Consider the following 19,311-nt stretch of genomic DNA (forward strand, 5'->3'; position numbering starts at 1 on the left):
AGTCCGCGCGGCGTCACCCCGCCGCCGCGCCCGACGTGACCCGCATGTCCAGCGCGTCGTCGGCGACCTCCACGGTGACCCGGCTGCCCGCGGTGAGCCTGCCGTCCAGGAGCAGCCGGGAGAGCCGGTTGTCGACCTCGCGCTGGATCGTGCGGCGCAGCGGCCGTGCGCCGTACTCCGGCTGGTGACCCCGCCTGGCCAGCCAGTCCACCGCCTCCGTCGAGAACTCGATGGTGACGTCCTGCGCGTGCAGCCTGCGTCGGGTCTCCTCCAGGAGCAGATCCGTGACCTGCCTCAGCTGCTCGTCCGTCAGCCGCCGGAAGATGACGATCTCGTCGATGCGGTTGAGGAACTCGGGCCTGAAGTGCTCGCGCAGCGGCCGCAGCACCTGCTCGCGCCGCGCCTCCTCGTCGGCCTCCGACCCGTCGGCCCGGAAACCCAGAGTCGCGCCGCGCCCCGTGAGCGCCTCCGAACCGAGGTTGCTCGTCATCACGATGACGGTGTTGGTGAAGTTCACCGTCCGGCCCTGGGCGTCGGTCAGCCGCCCGTCGTCGAGGACCTGGAGCAGGGTGTTGAAGACGTCGGGGTGAGCCTTCTCCACCTCGTCGAGCAGCAGCAGCGAGTACGGGTGACGGCGCACGGCCTCGGTGAGCTGCCCCGCCTCCTCGTGACCCACGTAACCGGGTGGCGCCCCGACGAGCCTGCTGACCGTGTGCCGCTCCTGGAACTCGCTCATGTCGAGCCGGACCATCCGCTCCTCGCTGCCGAACAGCGCCTCGGCCAGCGCCCGCGCCAGCTCCGTCTTGCCGACGCCGGTCGGGCCGAGGAAGAGGAAACTCCCGATGGGCCGGTCGGGGCTCGACAGACCCGAGCGTGAGCGCAGAACGGCCTCCGCCACGGCACTGACCGCCTCCTCCTGCCCGACGACACGCTGGTGCAGGTGCTCCTCCAGGCCGAGCAGCCGGTCCCGCTCCTCCTGCGTCAGGGTGCTCACCGGAATGCCCGTCTGCCGGGACACCACCTCGGCGATGTCCTCGGAGTTCACCTCGACGATCCGCCCGTCACCCGGCGCACGGCTCCGCCCCTCCTCGATCCTGCGGGCCAGATCGGTGATGCGGTCCCGCAGCTCGGTGGCCCGCTCGTACTGCTCCGCCGCCACCGCCTGGTCCTTGTCCCGGGTGAGCTGCTCCATCTCGCGCTCCAGCGCCCGCACGTCCGTGCCCTTCGTGCTGGCCCGCAGCCGCACCCGCGCCCCCGCCTGGTCCATCAGGTCGATCGCCTTGTCCGGCAGGAAGCGCTCGGTCAGATAGCGGTCGGACAGCTCCACCGCGGCGAGCAGCGCCTCGTCGGAGTAGCGCACCTGGTGGTGCGCTTCATAGCGATCGCGCAGGCCGCGCAGGATCTCCACCGCGTCCGCCGCCGTCGGCTCCGCGACCAGGATCGGCTGGAAGCGGCGGGCCAGCGCCGCGTCCTTCTCGATGTACCGCCGGTACTCCTCCAGCGTGGTCGCCCCGATGACGTGCAGCTCACCCCTGGCCAGCGCGGGCTTGAGCATGTTGCCCGCGTCCATCGAACCGCCCTCGGAACCGCCGCCGCCGGCCCCGACCACGGTGTGCAGCTCGTCGATGAAGACGATCACCTCGTCCGAGTGGGCGCGCACCTCCTCGATGATGCCGTTCAGCCGCTCCTCGAAGTCGCCGCGGTAGCGGGTGCCCGCCACCACGCCCGACAGGTCCAGAGCGATGACGCGGCGGTCGGCAAGGGTCTCCGGCACGTCGCCGTCGGCGATCCGCTGGGCGAGCCCCTCCACGACGGCGGTCTTGCCGACGCCCGCGTCACCGATGAGCACCGGATTGTTCTTGCCGCGCCGGGAGAGCACCTCGATGGTCTGCTCGATCTCCTCCTCACGGCCGATCACCGGGTCCACGCCGCCCTCCGCGGCCCGCGCGGTCAGATCGCGCCCGAACTGGTCGAGGGTGGGCGTGGCCGTGCCGCTGGAGACGCCCTGCCGCTGCTCGGCGGGGGCCGGGCGACCCTGCGGCTGCTGAGGGGGCGGGCCGGGGTCGAAGCGGGCCGCGTTGAGGATGTGCCCCGCCGCCGAGTCGGGGTTGGCGGCGAGTGCCATGACGATGTGCTCGGGGCCGATGTACCCGGCGCCGACCGCACGGGCCACCTCGTGCGCGTCGAGCAGCGCCCGCTTGACGGCCGGGGTGAGCGCGACCGCCTGGGTGGGCACGGCGCCCTCCGTCTCGGCGGAGTGCCGGTCGATCTCCTCGGCGATCTGCTCCGGATCGGCCCCCGAGCGCGCGACCAGACCGCGCGTCGGCTCGATGGTCAGCGCGGCCCGGAGCAGGTGCTCGGTGTCGAGGTTGCTCTTGCCGTGCTCGGCCGCGTACGAGGCCGCGGCGGCCACCAGCTCCCGCGCGGGGCCGCTCATGAGCCTGCCGATGTCGATCTGCCGTCGCCCGTTGCCGAGGAACCGCGCGAAGAGCGCTCCGAAGGGATCCTGCCCGAACCCCTCGGGTCCGATGAAACCGCTGCTCATGAGCCGTCCGTTCCGGCGTCCCGGCCCACCGGGCCGCCTCGTGCGTGATCGTGTCGTGTCCGCCGCTCCGGGTGCCCAGTCGTCACCCCTGTCACTCCTGGCGTCCGGCCGGATCGCTGCTCCGCCCTCCGATCGCTGCTCCGCCCTCCGATCGTCACCCGTCGCTGACCGGCGCGCCCGCGGGGCACTGCGCCGAACGGGCTGATCCGGGGTCTGCCGCCACGCTTTGGGGGCACTCCTGGGACATGGGTGAGAAGCGGCGACTGCGCACGAGCCACATCGACGGTCCGGGGATCACCCGCGTCCGTTCGGGACGCGGATTCCGCTACAAGGACGCCTCGGGCCACCCCATCACCGATCCCGCGGAGAAGAAGCGCCTGCGCGAGCTCGTCATCCCGCCGGCCTGGCAGGACGTCTGGATCTGCCCCTGGCCCAACGGGCACCTCCAGGCCGTAGGCACCGACGCCGCGGGCAGACGCCAGTACCTGTACCACCCGCAGTTCCGTGAGCGGCAGGAGACGGCGAAGCACGAGCACGTCCTGGAGGTCGCCGCCGCGCTCCCCGAAGTACGCGCACACGTGGCGGAGGACCTCGCGGGGCGCGGCCTCAGCCGCGAACGCGTGCAAGCCTGCGCCGCCCGCCTGCTCGACCTCGGCTTCTTCCGCATCGGCAACGAGTCCTACCGCCGCGACAACGGCACGTACGGACTCACGACCCTGCTGAAGGAGCACGTCACCTGCCGGCGCGGCGAGGTCACCGTCACGTATCCGGCGAAGTTCTCCAAGACGATGACACGCGCGCTCGTCGACCCGCCCGCCTGCAAGGTCCTGCGCGCCCTGCTGCGCCGCGACAGCGCGGATCCGCGGCTGTTCACGTACTGGCAGGGCGGCTCCTGGCACGAGCTGCAGGCCGCCGACCTCAACGACTACCTGCGGGACCGCGCCGGCACCGACATCACCGCGAAGGACTTCCGCGTGTGGCACGGCACCGTCCTCGCGGCGGTCGCCCTCGCGGTGTCGGCGCAGGTCGCCGACGAGTCCAAGGCGGCGCGCAAACGCGCGGTCGCCCGCGCGGTCCGGGAGGTCAGCGAGTACCTCAGCAACACACCCGCCGTCTGCCGTGCCTCGTACATCAACCCGCGCGTCATCGAACTCTTCGAGGAGGGCCGCACGATCGCCGACGCACTCGACCGGCTCGGCGACGGCGCCACGTTCGGCCGCCCGGCGACCCAGGGGGCCGTGGAGGAAGCGGTGCTGCGGTTGCTGGCGTGAGCACGCCGCGGCGCCCCGTGGCCGGTATGCCACGGGGCGCCGTCGCGGAGGGGACAGGCCGGTCAGTCGTGACCGGCACGGCTCATGTTCCTCCTGCCCCTTCCACTGTTCCTTGCGTGCGAAGCGTCCGACTTGTCTCCTGCCTTGGCCGCCGCACTGGCGGCCAGGGCGAGGAGGGCGGCCACGGCTCCGGTGACGACGTTGTTCCACACGGTCGTCGGTGTGGTGGCGTCGCCGCGGATGACCCAGGGCGCGACGATCGTCCAGACGCCCAGTGCGCACGCGGCCCACGCCATCCCGTGGGAGCGCTCGTAGGCTCGGCCGAAGCCGCCGCTCATCAGGAGCGCGTACGCGACGCCGACGATCAGGTTGACGATCGAGAGCCGCTGGAACTGGTTGAAGCCCGCGATCCAGGGAGAAGCGGCCAAGTAGAGACCGGTGAGGAAGGCCAACGCGTCGATGGCCTGCACTTTGGGTGTGCTCGCCGCGCGTTCGGCACTCTCGTGCCGGGCGCGCATGTCGACGATGTCGGGGTGCGTGTCCATGGAGGGCGACGCCCCGGGGGCGTGGGCTCCGGACATCGACGACGGGGCTCCGGACGGCATTCCTGACGGCATTCCGGACGGGGACCTGGGGGACGTTGTCACTGCGTCCACCTCCAACTGGGTGGGAGGGCTCGCGTGATGGGCTCTCGGAGGAGAGACAGGCCCGGTCGAGACAGACGGGCCACAATGTGGGGCTTTGTCACCGCGGTCGGCGGCGGAACCGTACGTTCTCGCCCCACCAGAATACGCTCCGAACCCCTGCCGCGCTTCAGGACCCGAACCCCATGGGAATCTCCGGAAAACTTCGTCTGCGATGTCGAGAACCCGCGGCCTGCTCCGTCCCAGCCGTGCAAGCCACCACGAGCGACCACAATGGGCCGCACGAGCACCGAGGAGAACACCATGGCCAAGTACCTGCTTCTCAAGCACTACCGCGGAGCCCCGGAGGCGCGGAACTGCGTGCCGATGGACCAGTGGACGCCGGAGGAGATCTCGGCCCACATCAAGTACATGCAGGACTTCGCGGCCCGCCTCGAGGGGACCGGCGAGTTCGTCGACGGCCAGGCGCTCGCCCCCGAAGGGACGTGGGTCCGGTACGACGGCGAGGGCCGCCCGCCGGTCACCGACGGTCCGTTCGCCGAGACCAAGGACCTCATCGCCGGCTGGATGGTCATCGACGTCGACAGCTACGACCGCGCCGTCGAGCTGGCGGGGGAGCTGTCCGCCGCTCCCGGACCGGGCGGCGAGCCGATCTACGAGTGGCTGGAGCTGCGCCCCTTCCTCGCCGAGCCGCCCACCATCACGGAGTGACGTCCGACCACTGACCACTACGGAGTGACGACAGAAGTGAACGAGGCACTGCTCCGGAGCCTCACCCCGAGCGTCCTGGGAATCCTCGTCCGCCGCGGAGCCGACTTCGCGGCGGCCGAGGACGCCGTACAGGACGCGCTGGTCGAGGCGGTCCGCGTCTGGCCCGCAGACATGCCGCGCGACCCGAGGGGCTGGCTGGTCACCGTGGCCTGGCGCCGGTTCCTCGACGCGACCCGGGCGGACGCGTCCCGGCGCCGACGCGAGGACCTGGTCGACGAGACCCCCGCGCCCGGCCCCGTTCCCGCCACGGACGACACGCTCCAGCTCTACTTCCTCTGCGCCCACCCCTCGCTGACGCCGTCGTCCGCCGTCGCGCTCACCTTGCGCGCCGTCGGCGGGCTCACCACCCGCCAGATCGCCCAGGCCTACCTCGTACCCGAGGCGACGATGGCGCAGCGCATCAGCCGGGCCAAGCGCACCGTGTCCGGTGTCCGCTTCGACCGGCCCGGCGACGTCGCCACCGTCCTGCGCACGCTCTACCTCGTCTTCAACGAGGGCTACTCCGGCGACGTCGACCTCGCCGCCGAGGCCATCCGGCTCACCCGGCAACTCGCGGCCGCGATCGACCACCCCGAGGTGGCGGGCCTGCTCGCCCTCATGCTGCTCCACCACGCCCGGCGCGCCGCCCGTACCGCACCTGACGGGAGCCTGGTGCCGCTCGCCGAGCAGGACCGCGGCCGGTGGGACACCGGGGCGATCGCCGAGGGCATCGGCATCCTGCAGACCGCCCTCTCCCGCGACCGGCTCGGCGAGTTCCAGGCCCAGGCCGCCATCGCGGCCCTGCACGCGGACGCGCCGACGGCGGAGGAGACGGACTGGGTGCAGATCGTCGAGTGGTACGACGAGCTGGCGGGCCTCACCGACAGTCCGGTCGTCCGCCTCAACCGGGCTGTGGCGGTCGGCGAGGCGGACGGCCCGCGCGCGGGCCTCGCGGCACTGGCGGACCTTGACGACTCCCTGCCCCGGCACACCGCTGCGGCCGCCTACCTCCACGAACGGGACGGCGACCTGGTGCTCGCGGCACGGCTCTACGCGGACGCGGCCCTCAAGGCCACGAACCTCGCGGAGCGCGCGCACCTGACGCGCCAGGCCGCACGGCTCAACGGACGGCCGCAACGCGGAGGCGCCGTCGCGGACCCCCGGTCCACCTAGCCCACAAACTCTCGGGCGAGCTGCGCTCCTCAGCGGGAGTCCGTGTATCCGCCGGTGGTGGCGATGATGTAGCTGGAGTCGGCGTCGCTCGCCAAGTAGACGTACGCGGGCGCAATCTCCTCGGGCTGCGCCACCCGGCGCGACGACGTTGGTGACGGCCGCCTTGGACGCCGCGCAGTCCATGATCAAGTCGCGGCCTTTCAGGGCCTCTTCGGAGGCGGTGGCGATGATCGAGTCCTCCGCGGAGAGGTGGGGGAGCACCGCCGCGACCGCTCTGCCGTGGTCAGCCGTCAGTCGGTCGAGAGCGCCTCGATCAGGCGCCCGGCGTCGGGCGCGTCGAGGGACTTCGCGGCGTCCGCGAGGGCGACCATGCCGACGAGATCGGTGCCGTCGATGACGGGAAGGCGCCGCACCTTGTGCCGGGTCATGGTCTCGAAGACCTCGTCCACGCCGTCGTCCGCACCGATCGTGACGGCTTCCCCCTGCGCAAGGGTGCCCGCCTCGACCTCGGCCGCGTCGAGCCCCTTGCCGAGCACCTTCACGGCGATGTCCCGGTCGGTCACGACGCCGACGAGCCGGTTGTTCTCACCGCAGACCGGCAGGGCGCCCACCTCCCATTCGGTGAGCTTGCGCGCGGCGTCGAGCGCGGTCTCGTGCGCCTGCACGCACTGGGCGCCGCCGGTCATGATGTCACGTGCCGTGGTGGTGGCCATGGTGATGCACCGTCCTGTCTCTGTGTCCGGATGCTCCGGTACGTCCCTTGTGCCGGAGGCTGTCCACTCCGGGTGACCGACTCGGGCACCGTCGAAACGGGACGGACGGAAGTTAGTGGCGGGGCGGTCGGCGTGACCGGTCCGGGAAGACGTCGGCGGAATCAGTACCGCTTCCGGCCCTGGACCCGCCAACTGGCCGCGGCGGCAACCAGGATGATCACAGGTACGCACATCAGTGCCTCCCGACTTCCCCACGCCCCGGCGAGCTGCGCGAACACGGCCGCCCCCGCCGCGCCGCCGGCCATGTCGAGGGAGCTGAGCCAGGACATGGTCTCGGTGACCTGCCCGGCCGGTGCCAGGTCGCCGCCCGTGGTGCGCAGGACGGCGAAGAGCGACCCGATGACCAGCCCCGCGACCGGGCACACCAGCAGAACGACCGTGGGGGACAGACGTACGGCCGCGGCCAGGACGGCGCAACCGACGGCGAACAGGAGGAGCAGGACGGGGGACACGCGCCCGCGCTCCCGGCGCAGTCGCCTCGTGAACGTACCCAGAGCGAAGCTCCCCACGATGCTGCCGACCGCCAGACTCCCCAGATACAGTCCGGTCAGCTCGACGGCGTGGGCCTGGCGCGCGTAGATCGGCAGGACGACGTCCACGGCCGTCACCGCCATGACGAACAGGCCGTCGGCGATCAGCAGACGCCGCAACGGCGACGAGGACCAGATCCGGGCCCGGCTCGCGGCCGCCGTGCCCGTGGGCGGCGGCGCGAGTGTCCCGGCGGACGCCATGACGAGCGCGACGGACACGACCGTCAGCGCCGTGATGACCGCATACGGCAGGAACGGCGAGACCGACAGGCCGAGCCACCCGGCGAGCACCGGACCCACGATCAGCGCGGCGCCCATCAGGGAGGCGTCCAGCGCCATGGCCGTGTCGAGGGCCACGCCGGACGCGACGCCGTGCCAGGCGGACCGCGTCATGACGGCGACGGGTGGCGCGGTCGCGCCGACGGCGGCGGCGAGAGCGCAGATCAAAGGGGCGGAACCGGCGCTGCCGTCGCGAGCTGTCATCAGCACGGTGAGGGTGGCGATCAGGTGGGCGGTGAGGCAGCCCGCGAGGACCGGACGGACCCGGTACCGGTCGACGAGCCGCCCGCGCAACGGCGCGGTCAGTCCCTGGCCGAGGGTGGAGCAGCTCACCGCGAGACCGGCGGTCCCGCACGAGGAGGCGCTGCTGACGAGGAGCAGCAGGCTGAGGCCGCTCATGCTCGCCGCCGCCTTCGACGTCACGGCGATGACGGAGAGCCGCCAGAAGTGGGGGAGGCGGGCCAAGGCCCGGTAGCCGCCGAGGAGTTGAGGACATCGCTCGGCGGGCTCGGCGAGCTCCGGGAGCTCGGAGGACTCGGCGGGTTCGGCGGACTCGGCGGGCTCCAGGCGTGCGGCAGGTGTGCTTGCCCGGCTCACCGCTGCGGCACCCGGACCCGGACCCGGACCCGGACCCGGACCCGGACCCGGACCCGGACCCGGCCCCGGGCCCTGAGCGCTTCGACGGCCCAGGTGAGCGCGGGCTCCAGGCTGTCGGGCGCGGGCCAGCCGTTGATGACGGCCAACAGGGACAGATACTGGTCGCGGCGCGGGTCGTTCATCTGCTCGAGCCGGGCGGCGAGGCGCCGGTGGAGGGCGGCGGTGTCGTGCGGGGCCTGGCTGCCGAGGATGCGTGCGTAGTGGGTCGAGAGCGCGGTGACGACCGGGTCCGCGGCGGGCGAGTCCGGTGCGACGCCGTTCTCCACGGCCGGTGTCACCTGGGCCCGGACGGCCTCGGCGAGGATGCGGGGCAGGGCCGTGCCGTCGTCCGGGGCCCGGTCGACCGCGAGGTTGGGCCATGCCGTGCAACGTCGCGCGGAAGTCGTGGTCCTGGAGCAGTTCGGCCAGTTCCACCCAGGCCTCGATCTGCTCGGGCTCGGGGTCGTCGGGCAGCAGCGGGGTCAGGGAGCGGGTGACCGCCGCGAAGGCGGGGTGGTCGTGCAGGCCGTCGAAGACGGCGCCGAGGAAGTCGTCGACCAGGTGCCGGCGTTGGGCTTCCGAGAGACAGGCGAGCTGGTGCATGAGGTCCTTCTGATCCACTTCATCAGGGGTCGAGCCGCGCCCGACGATCGCCGTCAGCACGGCGCGGCGCTGCCGCAGGACGCGGATCTGCACATCCAGTGCCTGGGCGTGCGTCTGCGCGACGTCCGGCAGCGAGACCTCCCTGTCCAGCACCCTGCGTATCGTGGCCAGGTCGATTCCCAGCTCGCGCAGGGTGCGTACGAGGTCGATGCGCGCGACGGCATCGGCGCCGTACCTGCGGTATCCGGCAGGGGTGCGGTCGGTCGGTGGTACGAGTCCGGTGTCCGCGTAGAACCGGATGGTCTTGACGGTCAGACCCGTCCGTCGTGCCAGCTCACCGATTGAATAGAGCGTCTCGCCGTTCATGCCCCCACCCTCGTGTCTCCCCTTACGGGAGACTCAAGTCTGTCGTGGCGGTGAGTCGGCTGACGCCGTCAGTAGATGATCGAGACGATGTGACAGGCGGCCGCGGTGAGTTCGCGGTCGCCGCTGGTGTGGGCACGGGCCAGTGCGGAGTCCGGGTCGATGCGTCGGGTGCACAGCTGCCAGGCGGTCTCCGGGTCCAGGCGCAGGAGTGCGGAGGGTGCGGTGGGTGTGGGAGGCGTCGTCTCCGGCGCGGCGAGGGACCAGTGGTGGTCCTCCGTGGCGGTCGCGGTCCAGGTGCCACCGGCCGGGCCGTCGATCTGTACGCGGAGCTGCGTGCCGGCCGGCGCGGCGATGTCGCGCAGTGTGTGGGGGAGCGCCCGCATGAACGTGTCCAGGACCACCGCCAGGGGCCGCGGATCGGGGTCGGTCCGCCGTCCGACGGCGTGCCGGATCTGCTGACGGTGGGTCCAGAACTCCGTGAAGTCGCGGGCGCTGTCCAGCCACATCGGCGCGGGGTCGACACCGGCCCAGGACACGCCCAGGGAGGGCGCGTCGGGGTCGGTGGCCTCGAAGAACCGGGCGACCTGGCGGCCGATCAGGTCGAGCGTGTCGGTGAGCGCGGCCGGGCTCACGCGGGTGAGGGCGTCCACCCATTCCTGGTTGATGCGGTGGATGAACGTTTCGAGGGTCTCGCCGGGTGCGAAGGCGGGCCCGTCCCGGTGCCCGTCGCGGTCCCGCCCGAGGCGCCCGTAGAAGTCCCCCAGGAGGTGGGCGACGACGTCCCGCACGCTCCAGCCCGGCACGGCCTCCGCGCCCCATTCGGCGGGCGACAGGCCGCGCAAGGTGTCCATCAGCGCGGTGTGTTCGGGGGCGAAGAGGGGGCGGGCGTCGATGGGGGAGCCGAGCCAGGAATGGTCCGGCACGCCGCCGAGCTGCGAATCCATCCCCCAAGTCTGCCAACCGGACACCGCACCGACCATCGCTTTTCCCCGCGTCGGATCCGGCGGTGGAGCGGCGGCGAGATGGGGGGCGGTGGCGTATGGCAGGCTCACGTCACGGGTCCGTGCGGCCATCCTTGTCGAGGTCGGCGAGGTGGACGGCGTCGCCGAACATGTCGGACGACCCGTTGGCGCCCGGGACGCCGTCCGTGCCCTGGTTGAAGGCTTGGGGCCGGTCCCGATCAGGCCGGACGCGCCGCCTCGCAGCACCCAGACGTTGCCGCGCGGCTCGCGTCGCCGATGGTCTCGAAGTTCGCGCCGACGGCGAGGTCCGGGTAGCCGTCCCTGCCCCGTCGCCGTGCCCGCGCCCGAAGCGGCCGCTGCCACGGACCCCCCGGCCGCCACCGCCGTGACAGGCCTTGCCGCTCCCGCTTACCCTCCCGCAGCCTCAGCCCACCCGCCCCCGGCGCCCCGCTGACGGGCAAGCCGCCCGCCTGCACGGTGGGCGGCCCATAAGTTGCTCAAGGCTTGCGGGCCACCGCGCCGAACTGCGGAAGCGTCTCCGCCGTTTCCGACTCGGCCCGCCACCGCGAGCACGACACGAGGCCGGGAGCGAGTACGTCAAGGCCCTCGAAGAACGCGCCGACCTCCGCACGGCTGCGGGCGGTGATCGGAGGGGTCGCGTTCTCGTTCCAGAACCGCATGGCTTCCACGTTGCCCTCGCCACCGAGGTCGGTGTCGGTGGTCGGATGTGTCATGGCGAGGTAGCTGCCGGAGGGGAGCGGGGCCATGATCCGGCGCACGATGTCCGTCGCCTGTTCCGTGTCGAGGATGAAGTTGAGGATGCCCAGCATCATGACGGCGACGGGCTGTTCGAAGTCCAGCGTTTCCGACGCACCCTCTATGACGGTGTGCGGGTGGTGGACGTCGGCGTCGATGTAATCGGTGGCTCCTTGCGGAGTGCCGACGAGCAGGCTGCGGGCGTGGACGAGCACGATCGGGTCGTTGTCGACGTAGACGATCCGGGAATCGGGCGCGATCCGCTGGGCGATCTCGTGGGTGTTGTCCAGGGTCGGCAGCCCCGTGCCGATGTCCAGGAACTGTCGCACCCCGCACTCGGCGGTCAGGAACCGCACGGCGCGGCCGAGGAATTCACGGTCCGCGCGGGCCACGTCCCGGATGACCGGGAACATCGTGGCGACCTGTTCGCCGACCCGCTGGTCGACTTCGTAGTGGTCCTTGCCGCCGATCCAGTAGTTCCACACGCGCGCGTTGTGCGCGACCCCCGTGTTCAGCCTGCTGGCCACATCCGCCGCATCCGATACATCCGCCACATCCGACGGATGCAGTCTCCCGCTCACGTCTTCCCCTCTCCGCACCCACGCGCTGCCCCGGCAGCGCCACCACCGTGGCGCCGATGAACCGTGTGACCATTGTGACGGCCCCGGATCACACTGCACGCGCATTCCACCGAGTTCGTCGAGGGAGTGCGCGCGCCGCGGAGCCCGTGGTTTCGTGTTCAGAGCTTGCGCAGTTTCGTCGTGTAGACGTGGTCGGCGATCTTGTCGCCCAGGACGAGGCCGTCCTCGGCGTCCCACGGGAAGTGGACGCCGAGCCAGACGCGGCTCTGGGCGTCCTCCTTGGCGGCCTGGCTGAAGCTGGTGAAGGAGCGGGACTTGATCGGGGACTGGGGCTCGTCCGTGGTCATGGTGAAGGCGATGTTGTCGCTGCCGAAGTACCGCTTCATCACTCCGGCCCAGGAGGCCCCGAACGTGGCGTGCCCGGAGGCCCACGCCGGGAAGCACGGGGTGACGTTCACTCCGGCGCGTGTCTTGAGCAGTGGCTTCCACTCCGGGTCCAGGCCGCTGTCGCGGATGGCGGAGACCGGGCGCCACAGGTCGATCGGCGTCAAGAACTTCACGTCTCGCACCGCGATGCCGGCGTCCGCCATCGCGATCGAGACGAGTGCGAAGAGACGCGCGTTCTCGTACGTGGTGAGCTTGCGCTGGGTCGCGACCTCGCGCGTGGCCTGGAGAAGCTGACCGGGCGGCTTGTACGTGCCGTCCTCGTCGTTCGCCCAGAACCAGGCCACTGCTTCCTGCTCCGGGGTCCGCTCGACGTTCCGGGTCGCGTCCGTGGGCCCGTCGGCGCCGGCCTTGCGCACCGCGTCGACCTGCCGCTTGTAGGCGTCGTCGGCCAGCAGCTTCTCGTAGGTGCCGTAGAGGCCCGGCGTCGGCGGCCGGAACTGCGAGCCCGATGTCAGCGCGAAGGGCTTGACCTTGCCCCAGAACGGCGTGACGGCCTGGCTGTCCCGGTTACAGCTGGGGTCGACCATGTCGGGGTAGCTCGTGGGTCGCCAGGCGCCGGGCTTGTTGTCCGCCACGTACACCTGGTCGTTGTCGGAACCGTCGCCGTTGCGGGCGTCCCGCATCTGCTTGACCATCGGCCCGACGATCGTCGTGTCGAGCAGGTCGAAGCCGGTCGGCTCGGTCCCGAAGCGCTCCCGGAACCGGGCGTCGAGGTAGTTGGTCTGCGACGGGTAGAGCCCGAGCAGGATGTTGTACGCCGTACGGCCGACGACCCGCTCCTCCTCGTCGGGCCCCTCGAGCCAGCCCGCGTACTTCTCGGCGCGGATGTAGGGCTCGGACGTGATCTTTCCCTTCCACTTGAGCTGGTACGAGGACTCCGCGTCGTAGATGGCGGCGTTCAGCATCGCGGCGGACCGGGACATCGGCCCCGGGCCGCCGCCCTCTCTTCGTACGACCTCCATGAGCACGTCGTTCCAGAAGTGCACCGGGTCCGCGATGGTCTGCGGCGGCAGTGCCGCAGGGGCGGCGGGCCGGGGCGGTGCGGCGATGGCCGGCTGCGGCAGCGCGGTCAATGTCGTGCCCGCGGCGGCGAGCACTGCCGCCACCGCCAGGGCCCGGCGCCGGCGTGCCGTCCGCTTGTTGGTGCCGGTTCCTGTGCGGTGGTCATTCACGGTGCGTTCCTTCGTGGGCATGGGCGTGGGCGTGGGCGTGGGCATGGGCATGGGTGTGGGCATGGGTGTGGGCATGGGCGTGGCCAACCCCTTCGCTCGCAACTGCCTTGACGCCACCAGTTGGTGGCGGCGAGATCCTCGCCCCGGTGCACCGTTGTCGGACACCACTCCCGGCGGAATGACCGGCCCCGAGCGGCTGCTTGGCCGAAACACGCCATCGGCAGCGGGATACGCCGATACGCCCCGCCGCCGACCGGCCGCCCGCGTCCCTACAGGTGGTCCGCCTGATGCGTCACCCGGCCGTCGACCACCGTCAACCGGACCGGGACGTCCGTGAGTTCGGTCGCGGGTACTTCGGTCGGGTCCTCGGCGAACACGGACAGGTCCGCCCGGAAACCGACGGCAAGGGCCCCCGACTCCCGCTCCTCACCGGCCGCGTACGCCGCGTTGACCGTCATCGCCCGCAACGCCTCGAGCCCGGTCAGCGCCTGCTCGGGGCCGTGCGGCGGCAGGGACAGGTCACGGCTCGGACGGCGGTGCCTGGCCCCGGCCATGACGGTGAGCGGCGGGTACGGGGCGATCGGCCAGTCCGAGCCGAGGACGACCCGCGCCCCCGCGTCCCACAGGTCGCGGCAGCGCCACGCCCGCCCGGCCCGCTCCTCGCCGAGCCGCCGCGACCAGTTGTCCGTGTGGTCGGCCCGCGTGAAGTCACAGCAGTGCGTGGGCTGCATCGAGGCGACGACACCGAGCTCGGCGAACCTGCGGACCGTGTCGTCGGGCACGGTCTCGATGTGCTCGACGCGGTGCCGCACACCCGCAGGCACCGTCGGCATGTCGCCGCGCGCCTTCTCGACGGAGTCGAGGACGTGCCGCACCGCCGCGTCGCCGATGGCGTGCGTCGCGGTCGGCACGCCGGCGCGGTGCAGCTCGCCGATGACGTGGGTGTACGCGGCGGGGTCGGGCCAGAACGCGTGCGTGGACTCACCGTGGCAGTCGGGCCGCTCCAGCCACGCGGTGCCGTTGTCGACGGTGCCGTCCATGAACAGCTTCACCCCCGCCGTCCGCCACAACCGTCCGCCAGTGCCCTGGAGTTGAATCAAGTGCTGCAGCGTCTCGGCGTCGGCGCCGGGCTGGCACCAGGGTGCCACCCGCAGCCGCACCGGGAGTTCACCGGCCGCGTCCAGCTCTGCGTAGAGCGCGAGGCTGTCGCCGTTCGCGTCCATCGCGTGGCCGCCGGTGAGCCCGGCGGCGGCCATTCCGTACAGGGCCCGCGCGAGCCGCGCACGCTGCTCCTCGCGCGTCGCCCGCGGGGCGGCCCGTTCGACGAGTTCGCAGGCGGCGTCCTCCAGGAGGAGGCCGGTCGGCCTGCCCTGCGCGTCGCAGACGACCTCGGCGGCCTGGTCGAAGGTGCGCGGGCCGTCGACCCCGGCGAGCTCCAGGGCGCGGGGGCTCGCCAGCGTCGAGTGGGCGTCGAAGAGCTGCAGCAGCGCGGGTACGTCGTCGAGGACGGGGGAGAGCGCGGCGGCCTCGATGGGCCGGTCGCCGAACACGTTCGGGTCGAGCCCCCAGGCACGCAGCCACGCCCCGGGCGCGAGGTCCCGCTTCGCCCGGGCGAGCGCCTCAGCTACGTCGTCCAGGTCGGTACAGCCGGACAGGTCGAGCCCGTCGGTGAGTTCGGCGCCGTGCACGGGGTGCAGGTGCCCGTCGACGAGACCCGGCGTCACGACGGAGCCCTTGAGGTCGATGGTGCGGGTGTGGGGACCGGCGAGGGCGCGCACGTCCCGGTCGTCGCCGACCGCGACGATCCGCCCGCCGGTCACGGCGAGCGCGGTGTGCGGCAGGAGACCTCCGACGCCCGGGTCGAGAAGACGGGCACCGAGGAGAACCAGGTCGGAGTCGGGGCGCATGCGGATTCCTGTTCTTGTGGGCTTCGGGGGACGGGGGTTAGGGGGCCAGGGGCCAGGGGGCCAAGGATTGGTATCGGCGGTTGGTGGTTGGTGGTTGGTGGCTGGGGGTCGGCGGTCGGCCGCCGACGGTCGGCTTCGGGCGGGGCAGCGGGCGTACGGGGCTTCCGGCCGGCCTGAGAGGCGCCCCTCGTACGTGGAAACCTGCGCGCCTACGTAGACCTGCGCACCCGCGCCTCTACGGGTACGGGTACGGATCCGGCCCCAACGCGCCACGCTCCAGGCCAAGTTCACGCTCCGCCCAAGTGACCGCCATCCGCGCCACCGCCGGCGGCAGCGTGTCCGCGTCGGCGCCGCCGTCCGCGCCGAGGCCGTCCAGCACGACGAGGATCTGCACCGCCACCACCGACGCGTCCTCCTGCGTACGGAACTCGCCCCGCGCCACGCCGTCCTCGACGAGCGCGGCCAGACGCCCCCGCCACGCGTCCTCCTGCCGGGCGACCCGGTCGCGCAGCGACGGGCGGTAGCGGGTCAGATGGCGCGCGTTGATCCACAGCCGGCTGATGTCGTTCCACGCGGGGCCGGACGTGCGCGCGAAGAAGGCGGCCAGGCGCTCCGTGGCGGTAGCTGTGCCGGACCCCGGCTCCGCCGGAGGAAGCAGTGCATCGAGCTCCCCCGTCGCCGCGCTGCCGAACGCCTCCGCCACCAGCTCCTCCGTCGACGGGAAGTAGTGGCTCACGAGGCCGGGGCGTACGTCCAGCTCCTCGCCGATCCGGCGGAGCGTGATGCACTCCAGACCTTCGGAAAGCGCAATATCCGCGGCCTTCTCAACGATTTCCGCACGTCTGGCCGCCGGAGATTTTCGAATTCGCTTGCGCTGAACGCTTGACGACATGCCGGTCACGTTATTGAGTGTGCGACCAATAAGCAAGCAGGTGGGTCGGTCACGCACCGGCCGGCATCCCGGAGGGCCCGATGGCATCCACGCTTCCCGACCCCGCCCCACGCCCTCAACAACCGCCGAACGGAGCAGGGTCCGCTGCTGATGTGAGCCCGGACGCGAGTCCTGACGCGAGCCCGGACGCGAGTCCTGACGCGAGCCCGGACGCCCGCGTCGCCGAACCACCACACGACCGGCCCGGCGGCGGCAGTCGCATCGAGGCCCACGGCATCGACCACATCCCGGACTCCGAACGGCACGGCCGGGCCCGCGAGTTGTTCCCCGTCTGGGCCGCCGCCAACGTCAACTACCTGAGCCTGGTGATCGGCGGCGCCCTGATCCTGATGGGGCTGACCCTGTGGCAGGCCCTCGCCGTGCTCGTCGTCGGCAACCTCTTCTGGACGCTGACCGGGCTGCTCGCCGTGTCGGGACCGGCCGCGGGCGCGCCCAGCGAGGTGATCACGCGAGCCCTGTACGGAGTCATCGGCAACCGCGTGAACAACGCGATCGTCGGCTGGCTGATCTCCGTCTGCTACTTCGCGCTGAACCTGTCGGCCGCCGCGGTGGCCGCCTTCTCCCTGGTCGAGAAGGTCGGGATCACGGCGGACACGGGAGTCAAGGTCGTCGTGATCGTCGTCATCGCCGCACTCACCCTCACCATCAGCGTCTACGGCCACGCCGTGATCGTGCGGCTGTACCCGGTGATCACGCTCGCACTCGGCGCCGCGTTCCTGGTCGTCGCCGGCCACGTGGTCCACCACGCCGACTTCTCGTACGCCCCCGCGCACCGCCTGAGCGGCGTCGACCTGTGGGCGACCGTCCTCGCCGGAGTCACCCTCGTGGCCTCGGGGCCCCTGTCGTACACCACGAGTGCGGACTTCTCTCGCTACCTGCCCCGCACCACGTCCAAGCGCGCGGTCGCCGGCTGGACGGCGCTCGGCGGCTTCCTGCCCAGCATGGTGGTCTGTTCCCTGGGCGCGCTCGCGGCGACCGCCGTCGACATGACCGATCCGCAGTCGGCCCTGGAGTCGATCCTGCCCGGCTGGTTCACGCCCGTCTTCCTGCTGGCGCTCGTCCTCGGCACCATCGCCATCAACGCCCTCACCGCGTACAGCGCCGGGCTCGCGCTCCAAGCCGTGGGCCTGCGCATACGCCGCTCCGTCAGCGTGCTGTTCGACGGCACGGCGGCAGTCGCACTCACCCTGTACGGACTGCTCGTCTCCAACTTCCTCGACACGGTCAACAACGTCCTGCAGCTCACCGTCGTCCTGCTCGGCCCCAGCACGGCGATCTACGCCACCGACATCGTCCTGCGCCGTGCCCGCTACGACGGACAGGCCCTCGCCGACGAGACCCGCACCAGCCCCTTCTGGTATCGCGGCGGCATCAACCCGGCGGGTGCGTGTGCCCTGCTGGCGGGCTCGACCGCCGCCGCGCTCTGCGTGGACACCCTGTACACGGGTCCGCTCGCCGAGGCACTCGGCGGCCTGGACCTCGCGCTGCCGGTGGGCATGGCACTGGCGAGCGGCTGCTACGCGCTGATCAGCCGCACGCCTCTGACGCACGGGCCGGTGCGGCGTGCTGGGGAGAGCTGACGCGGCCAGGACCGGTGGCCGGTGTCCGGCTGGACGTACCGTGCCCGCAGGTGCGGTCGGCCTCGGTGTGCGGCAGGCGCACACGGTGTGCCAGATCCCGCGTCATGCGCTTGGTGAGCCGACTGCGCCAGGCGACGCCGGGGTAGCACGCGCGCAGGTGCGAGATGGCCCGGGTGCCAAGGCCGCTGTCCTGGAGCGGCGAGGCGACGTACACCTCCGTGATCACGCCGCTCGCGCACTGTTCGCACACCTCGTACGTGAGCTGCCCGACAACACGGCGCGTATGGACCAGCAGCAGGGTGTCGGTCCGGGCGGCCGGCCCCGGCGAGTGGACGATCCGCACATCGCGATGGGCGAGCAGCCGCCGGTGCAGCCTGCCGCGTCGTCGGCGTGCCCTGGTATGCCGGGCGGGGCCCTGGCCGGGAAGCACGCGTGCGAGAGACGTCGGCACCACTGCGAGTTTCTCAAGCATGGAACTGCGGTTACCCCGGGGCCATCGGCCGAACCACCCGCTCGGCCGACCGTCCCCTCTTGGGACGTTGTGCCTCGGGTACCTGGTGTGCATGAACGACATGAACGAGATGCTGGAGGCCGGTGCGTTCGGCCTGCTGGCCGGTTCCGCTCTGCTGGTGGGTGCCGTGCTCGGCTTCGCGGTGCGCTTCCCGCGGCTGGTGATCGCCTCGGTCATGGCTTTCGGCGCGGGGGTGTTGCTGTCGGCGGTGTCCTTCGAACTGATCGCCGAAGCGCACCGGGAGGCGGGGATGGTGCCGGTGGTGGTGGGTGCTCTGGCGGGAGCCGGCCTGTACACGGGGGGCAACGTGTTGCTGGCCCGCCGGGGCGCGCGCCAGCGCAAGCGCTCCGGGCACGTGCGCCGGCAGCCCTCCGAGAGCCAGCAGGCCGGCTCCGGTCTGGCCCTCGCGCTCGGCGCGCTGCTGGACGGGGTGCCCGAGTCCGCGGTCATCGGTGTCGGATTGGCCGATGGCGGCGCGGTCAGTACGGCAACCGTCGCCGCGGTGTTCATCAGCAACATCCCCGAAGGCCTGTCAAGTTCGGCGGGCATGAAGAGCGCGGGCCGCAGCAAGGGATACGTCTTCGGCGTATGGGGGACGATCGCCGCCGCGAGCACCGTGTCCGCGATGGCCGGGTACGCCCTCGTGGGCGTGCTGTCGACGGCCGTCATGGCCGGCGTGATGGCGCTCGCCGCGGGCGCGATCATCGCGATGATCGCGGACACGATGATCCCGGAGGCGTTCGAAGACAGTCACCTGGCCATCGGCGCCATCACCGTCAGCGGTTTCCTCCTCTCCTTCGCCCTCTCCCACAGCTGACCCTTTCCCACAGCGGACGGCAGGTCCCACAGCCGACGACAGACCGGCCCGGCGTG

Annotated in this window: 15 protein-coding genes and 1 pseudogene; 5 read left to right on the forward strand and 11 right to left on the reverse strand. The window is 71.9% G+C overall.

Annotation, left to right across the window (positions count from 1 at the left end; translation table 11 throughout):
* Positions 1-13: 13 nt before the first annotated feature.
* Positions 14-2,545, reverse strand: a complete 2,532-nt coding sequence (locus tag DEJ49_RS32640; RefSeq protein ID WP_150187434.1) for an ATP-dependent Clp protease ATP-binding subunit — start codon at positions 2,543-2,545, stop codon at positions 14-16.
* A 245-nt stretch (positions 2,546-2,790) separates the two neighbouring features.
* Between DEJ49_RS32640 and DEJ49_RS32645 the strand changes: the two genes are divergently transcribed.
* Entirely contained in the window at positions 2,791-3,816 is a 1,026-nt protein-coding gene (locus DEJ49_RS32645) for a DNA topoisomerase IB (protein WP_150187435.1), read from the forward strand.
* A gap of 62 nt (positions 3,817-3,878) precedes the next feature.
* Here DEJ49_RS32645 and DEJ49_RS32650 read toward each other — a convergent pair whose 3' ends face one another.
* Positions 3,879-4,397 (reverse strand): SPW repeat protein, encoded by a 519-nt coding sequence (locus DEJ49_RS32650; protein ID WP_411757217.1) that lies wholly within the window; start codon positions 4,395-4,397, stop codon positions 3,879-3,881.
* A 366-nt stretch (positions 4,398-4,763) separates the two neighbouring features.
* Between DEJ49_RS32650 and DEJ49_RS32655 the strand changes: the two genes are divergently transcribed.
* Both DEJ49_RS32655 and DEJ49_RS32660 read left to right on the forward strand, forming a co-directional pair.
* Positions 4,764-5,171: a YciI family protein gene (locus tag DEJ49_RS32655; protein WP_150187436.1), complete on the forward strand. Its 408-nt coding sequence runs from the start codon at positions 4,764-4,766 to the stop codon at positions 5,169-5,171.
* A 36-nt stretch (positions 5,172-5,207) separates the two neighbouring features.
* Entirely contained in the window at positions 5,208-6,383 is a 1,176-nt protein-coding gene (locus tag DEJ49_RS32660; RefSeq protein WP_223833081.1) for an RNA polymerase sigma factor, read from the forward strand.
* A gap of 290 nt (positions 6,384-6,673) precedes the next feature.
* On the opposite strand, the gene DEJ49_RS32670 is transcribed toward DEJ49_RS32660, so the two are convergent.
* The 8 genes and pseudogenes from DEJ49_RS32670 to DEJ49_RS32715 form a co-directional block, all read right to left on the reverse strand.
* Entirely contained in the window at positions 6,674-7,096 is a 423-nt protein-coding gene (locus tag DEJ49_RS32670) for a CBS domain-containing protein (RefSeq protein ID WP_223833082.1), read from the reverse strand.
* 161 nt (positions 7,097-7,257) lie between these two features.
* Complete coding sequence (locus DEJ49_RS32675) at positions 7,258-8,562, reverse strand: MFS transporter (RefSeq protein ID WP_223833083.1); 1,305 nt, start codon at positions 8,560-8,562, stop codon at positions 7,258-7,260.
* Positions 8,559-9,570, reverse strand: a pseudogene (locus DEJ49_RS32680) (MerR family transcriptional regulator). Before DEJ49_RS32680 ends, DEJ49_RS32675 begins: the two are co-directional and overlap by 4 nt.
* A gap of 68 nt (positions 9,571-9,638) precedes the next feature.
* The gene (locus DEJ49_RS32685) at positions 9,639-10,514 is read right to left on the reverse strand and encodes a maleylpyruvate isomerase family mycothiol-dependent enzyme (protein WP_150187438.1); all 876 of its coding nucleotides are present in this window, start codon (positions 10,512-10,514) and stop codon (positions 9,639-9,641) included.
* 515 nt (positions 10,515-11,029) lie between these two features.
* A complete protein-coding gene (locus DEJ49_RS32695; RefSeq protein ID WP_223833084.1) occupies positions 11,030-11,815 on the reverse strand; it encodes an SAM-dependent methyltransferase in 786 nt (261 codons plus the stop codon).
* Positions 11,816-12,027: 212 nt separating this feature from the next.
* A complete protein-coding gene (locus tag DEJ49_RS32700) occupies positions 12,028-13,488 on the reverse strand; it encodes a vanadium-dependent haloperoxidase (RefSeq protein ID WP_223833085.1) in 1,461 nt (486 codons plus the stop codon).
* A 269-nt stretch (positions 13,489-13,757) separates the two neighbouring features.
* Positions 13,758-15,395: an amidohydrolase gene (locus DEJ49_RS32710; RefSeq protein ID WP_150187441.1), complete on the reverse strand. Its 1,638-nt coding sequence runs from the start codon at positions 15,393-15,395 to the stop codon at positions 13,758-13,760.
* A 235-nt stretch (positions 15,396-15,630) separates the two neighbouring features.
* The gene (locus tag DEJ49_RS32715; protein WP_150187442.1) at positions 15,631-16,287 is read right to left on the reverse strand and encodes a TetR/AcrR family transcriptional regulator; all 657 of its coding nucleotides are present in this window, start codon (positions 16,285-16,287) and stop codon (positions 15,631-15,633) included.
* Positions 16,288-16,367: 80 nt separating this feature from the next.
* Between DEJ49_RS32715 and DEJ49_RS32720 the strand changes: the two genes are divergently transcribed.
* On the forward strand, positions 16,368-17,927 hold the full coding sequence (locus DEJ49_RS32720; protein WP_150187443.1) for a purine-cytosine permease family protein: 1,560 nt from the start codon (positions 16,368-16,370) through the stop codon (positions 17,925-17,927).
* Here the strand turns inward: DEJ49_RS32720 and DEJ49_RS32725 are convergent.
* Positions 17,875-18,378, reverse strand: a complete 504-nt coding sequence (locus DEJ49_RS32725; protein WP_190329513.1) for a hypothetical protein — start codon at positions 18,376-18,378, stop codon at positions 17,875-17,877. The genes DEJ49_RS32720 and DEJ49_RS32725 overlap by 53 nt on opposite strands.
* A gap of 121 nt (positions 18,379-18,499) precedes the next feature.
* Between DEJ49_RS32725 and DEJ49_RS32730 the strand changes: the two genes are divergently transcribed.
* Positions 18,500-19,255, forward strand: a complete 756-nt coding sequence (locus DEJ49_RS32730) for a ZIP family metal transporter (RefSeq protein WP_150188639.1) — start codon at positions 18,500-18,502, stop codon at positions 19,253-19,255.
* Positions 19,256-19,311: the final 56 nt, after the last annotated feature.

This window comes from Streptomyces venezuelae (genome assembly GCF_008642335.1).
GTDB classification, from domain to species: Bacteria; Actinomycetota; Actinomycetes; order Streptomycetales; family Streptomycetaceae; genus Streptomyces; species Streptomyces venezuelae_F.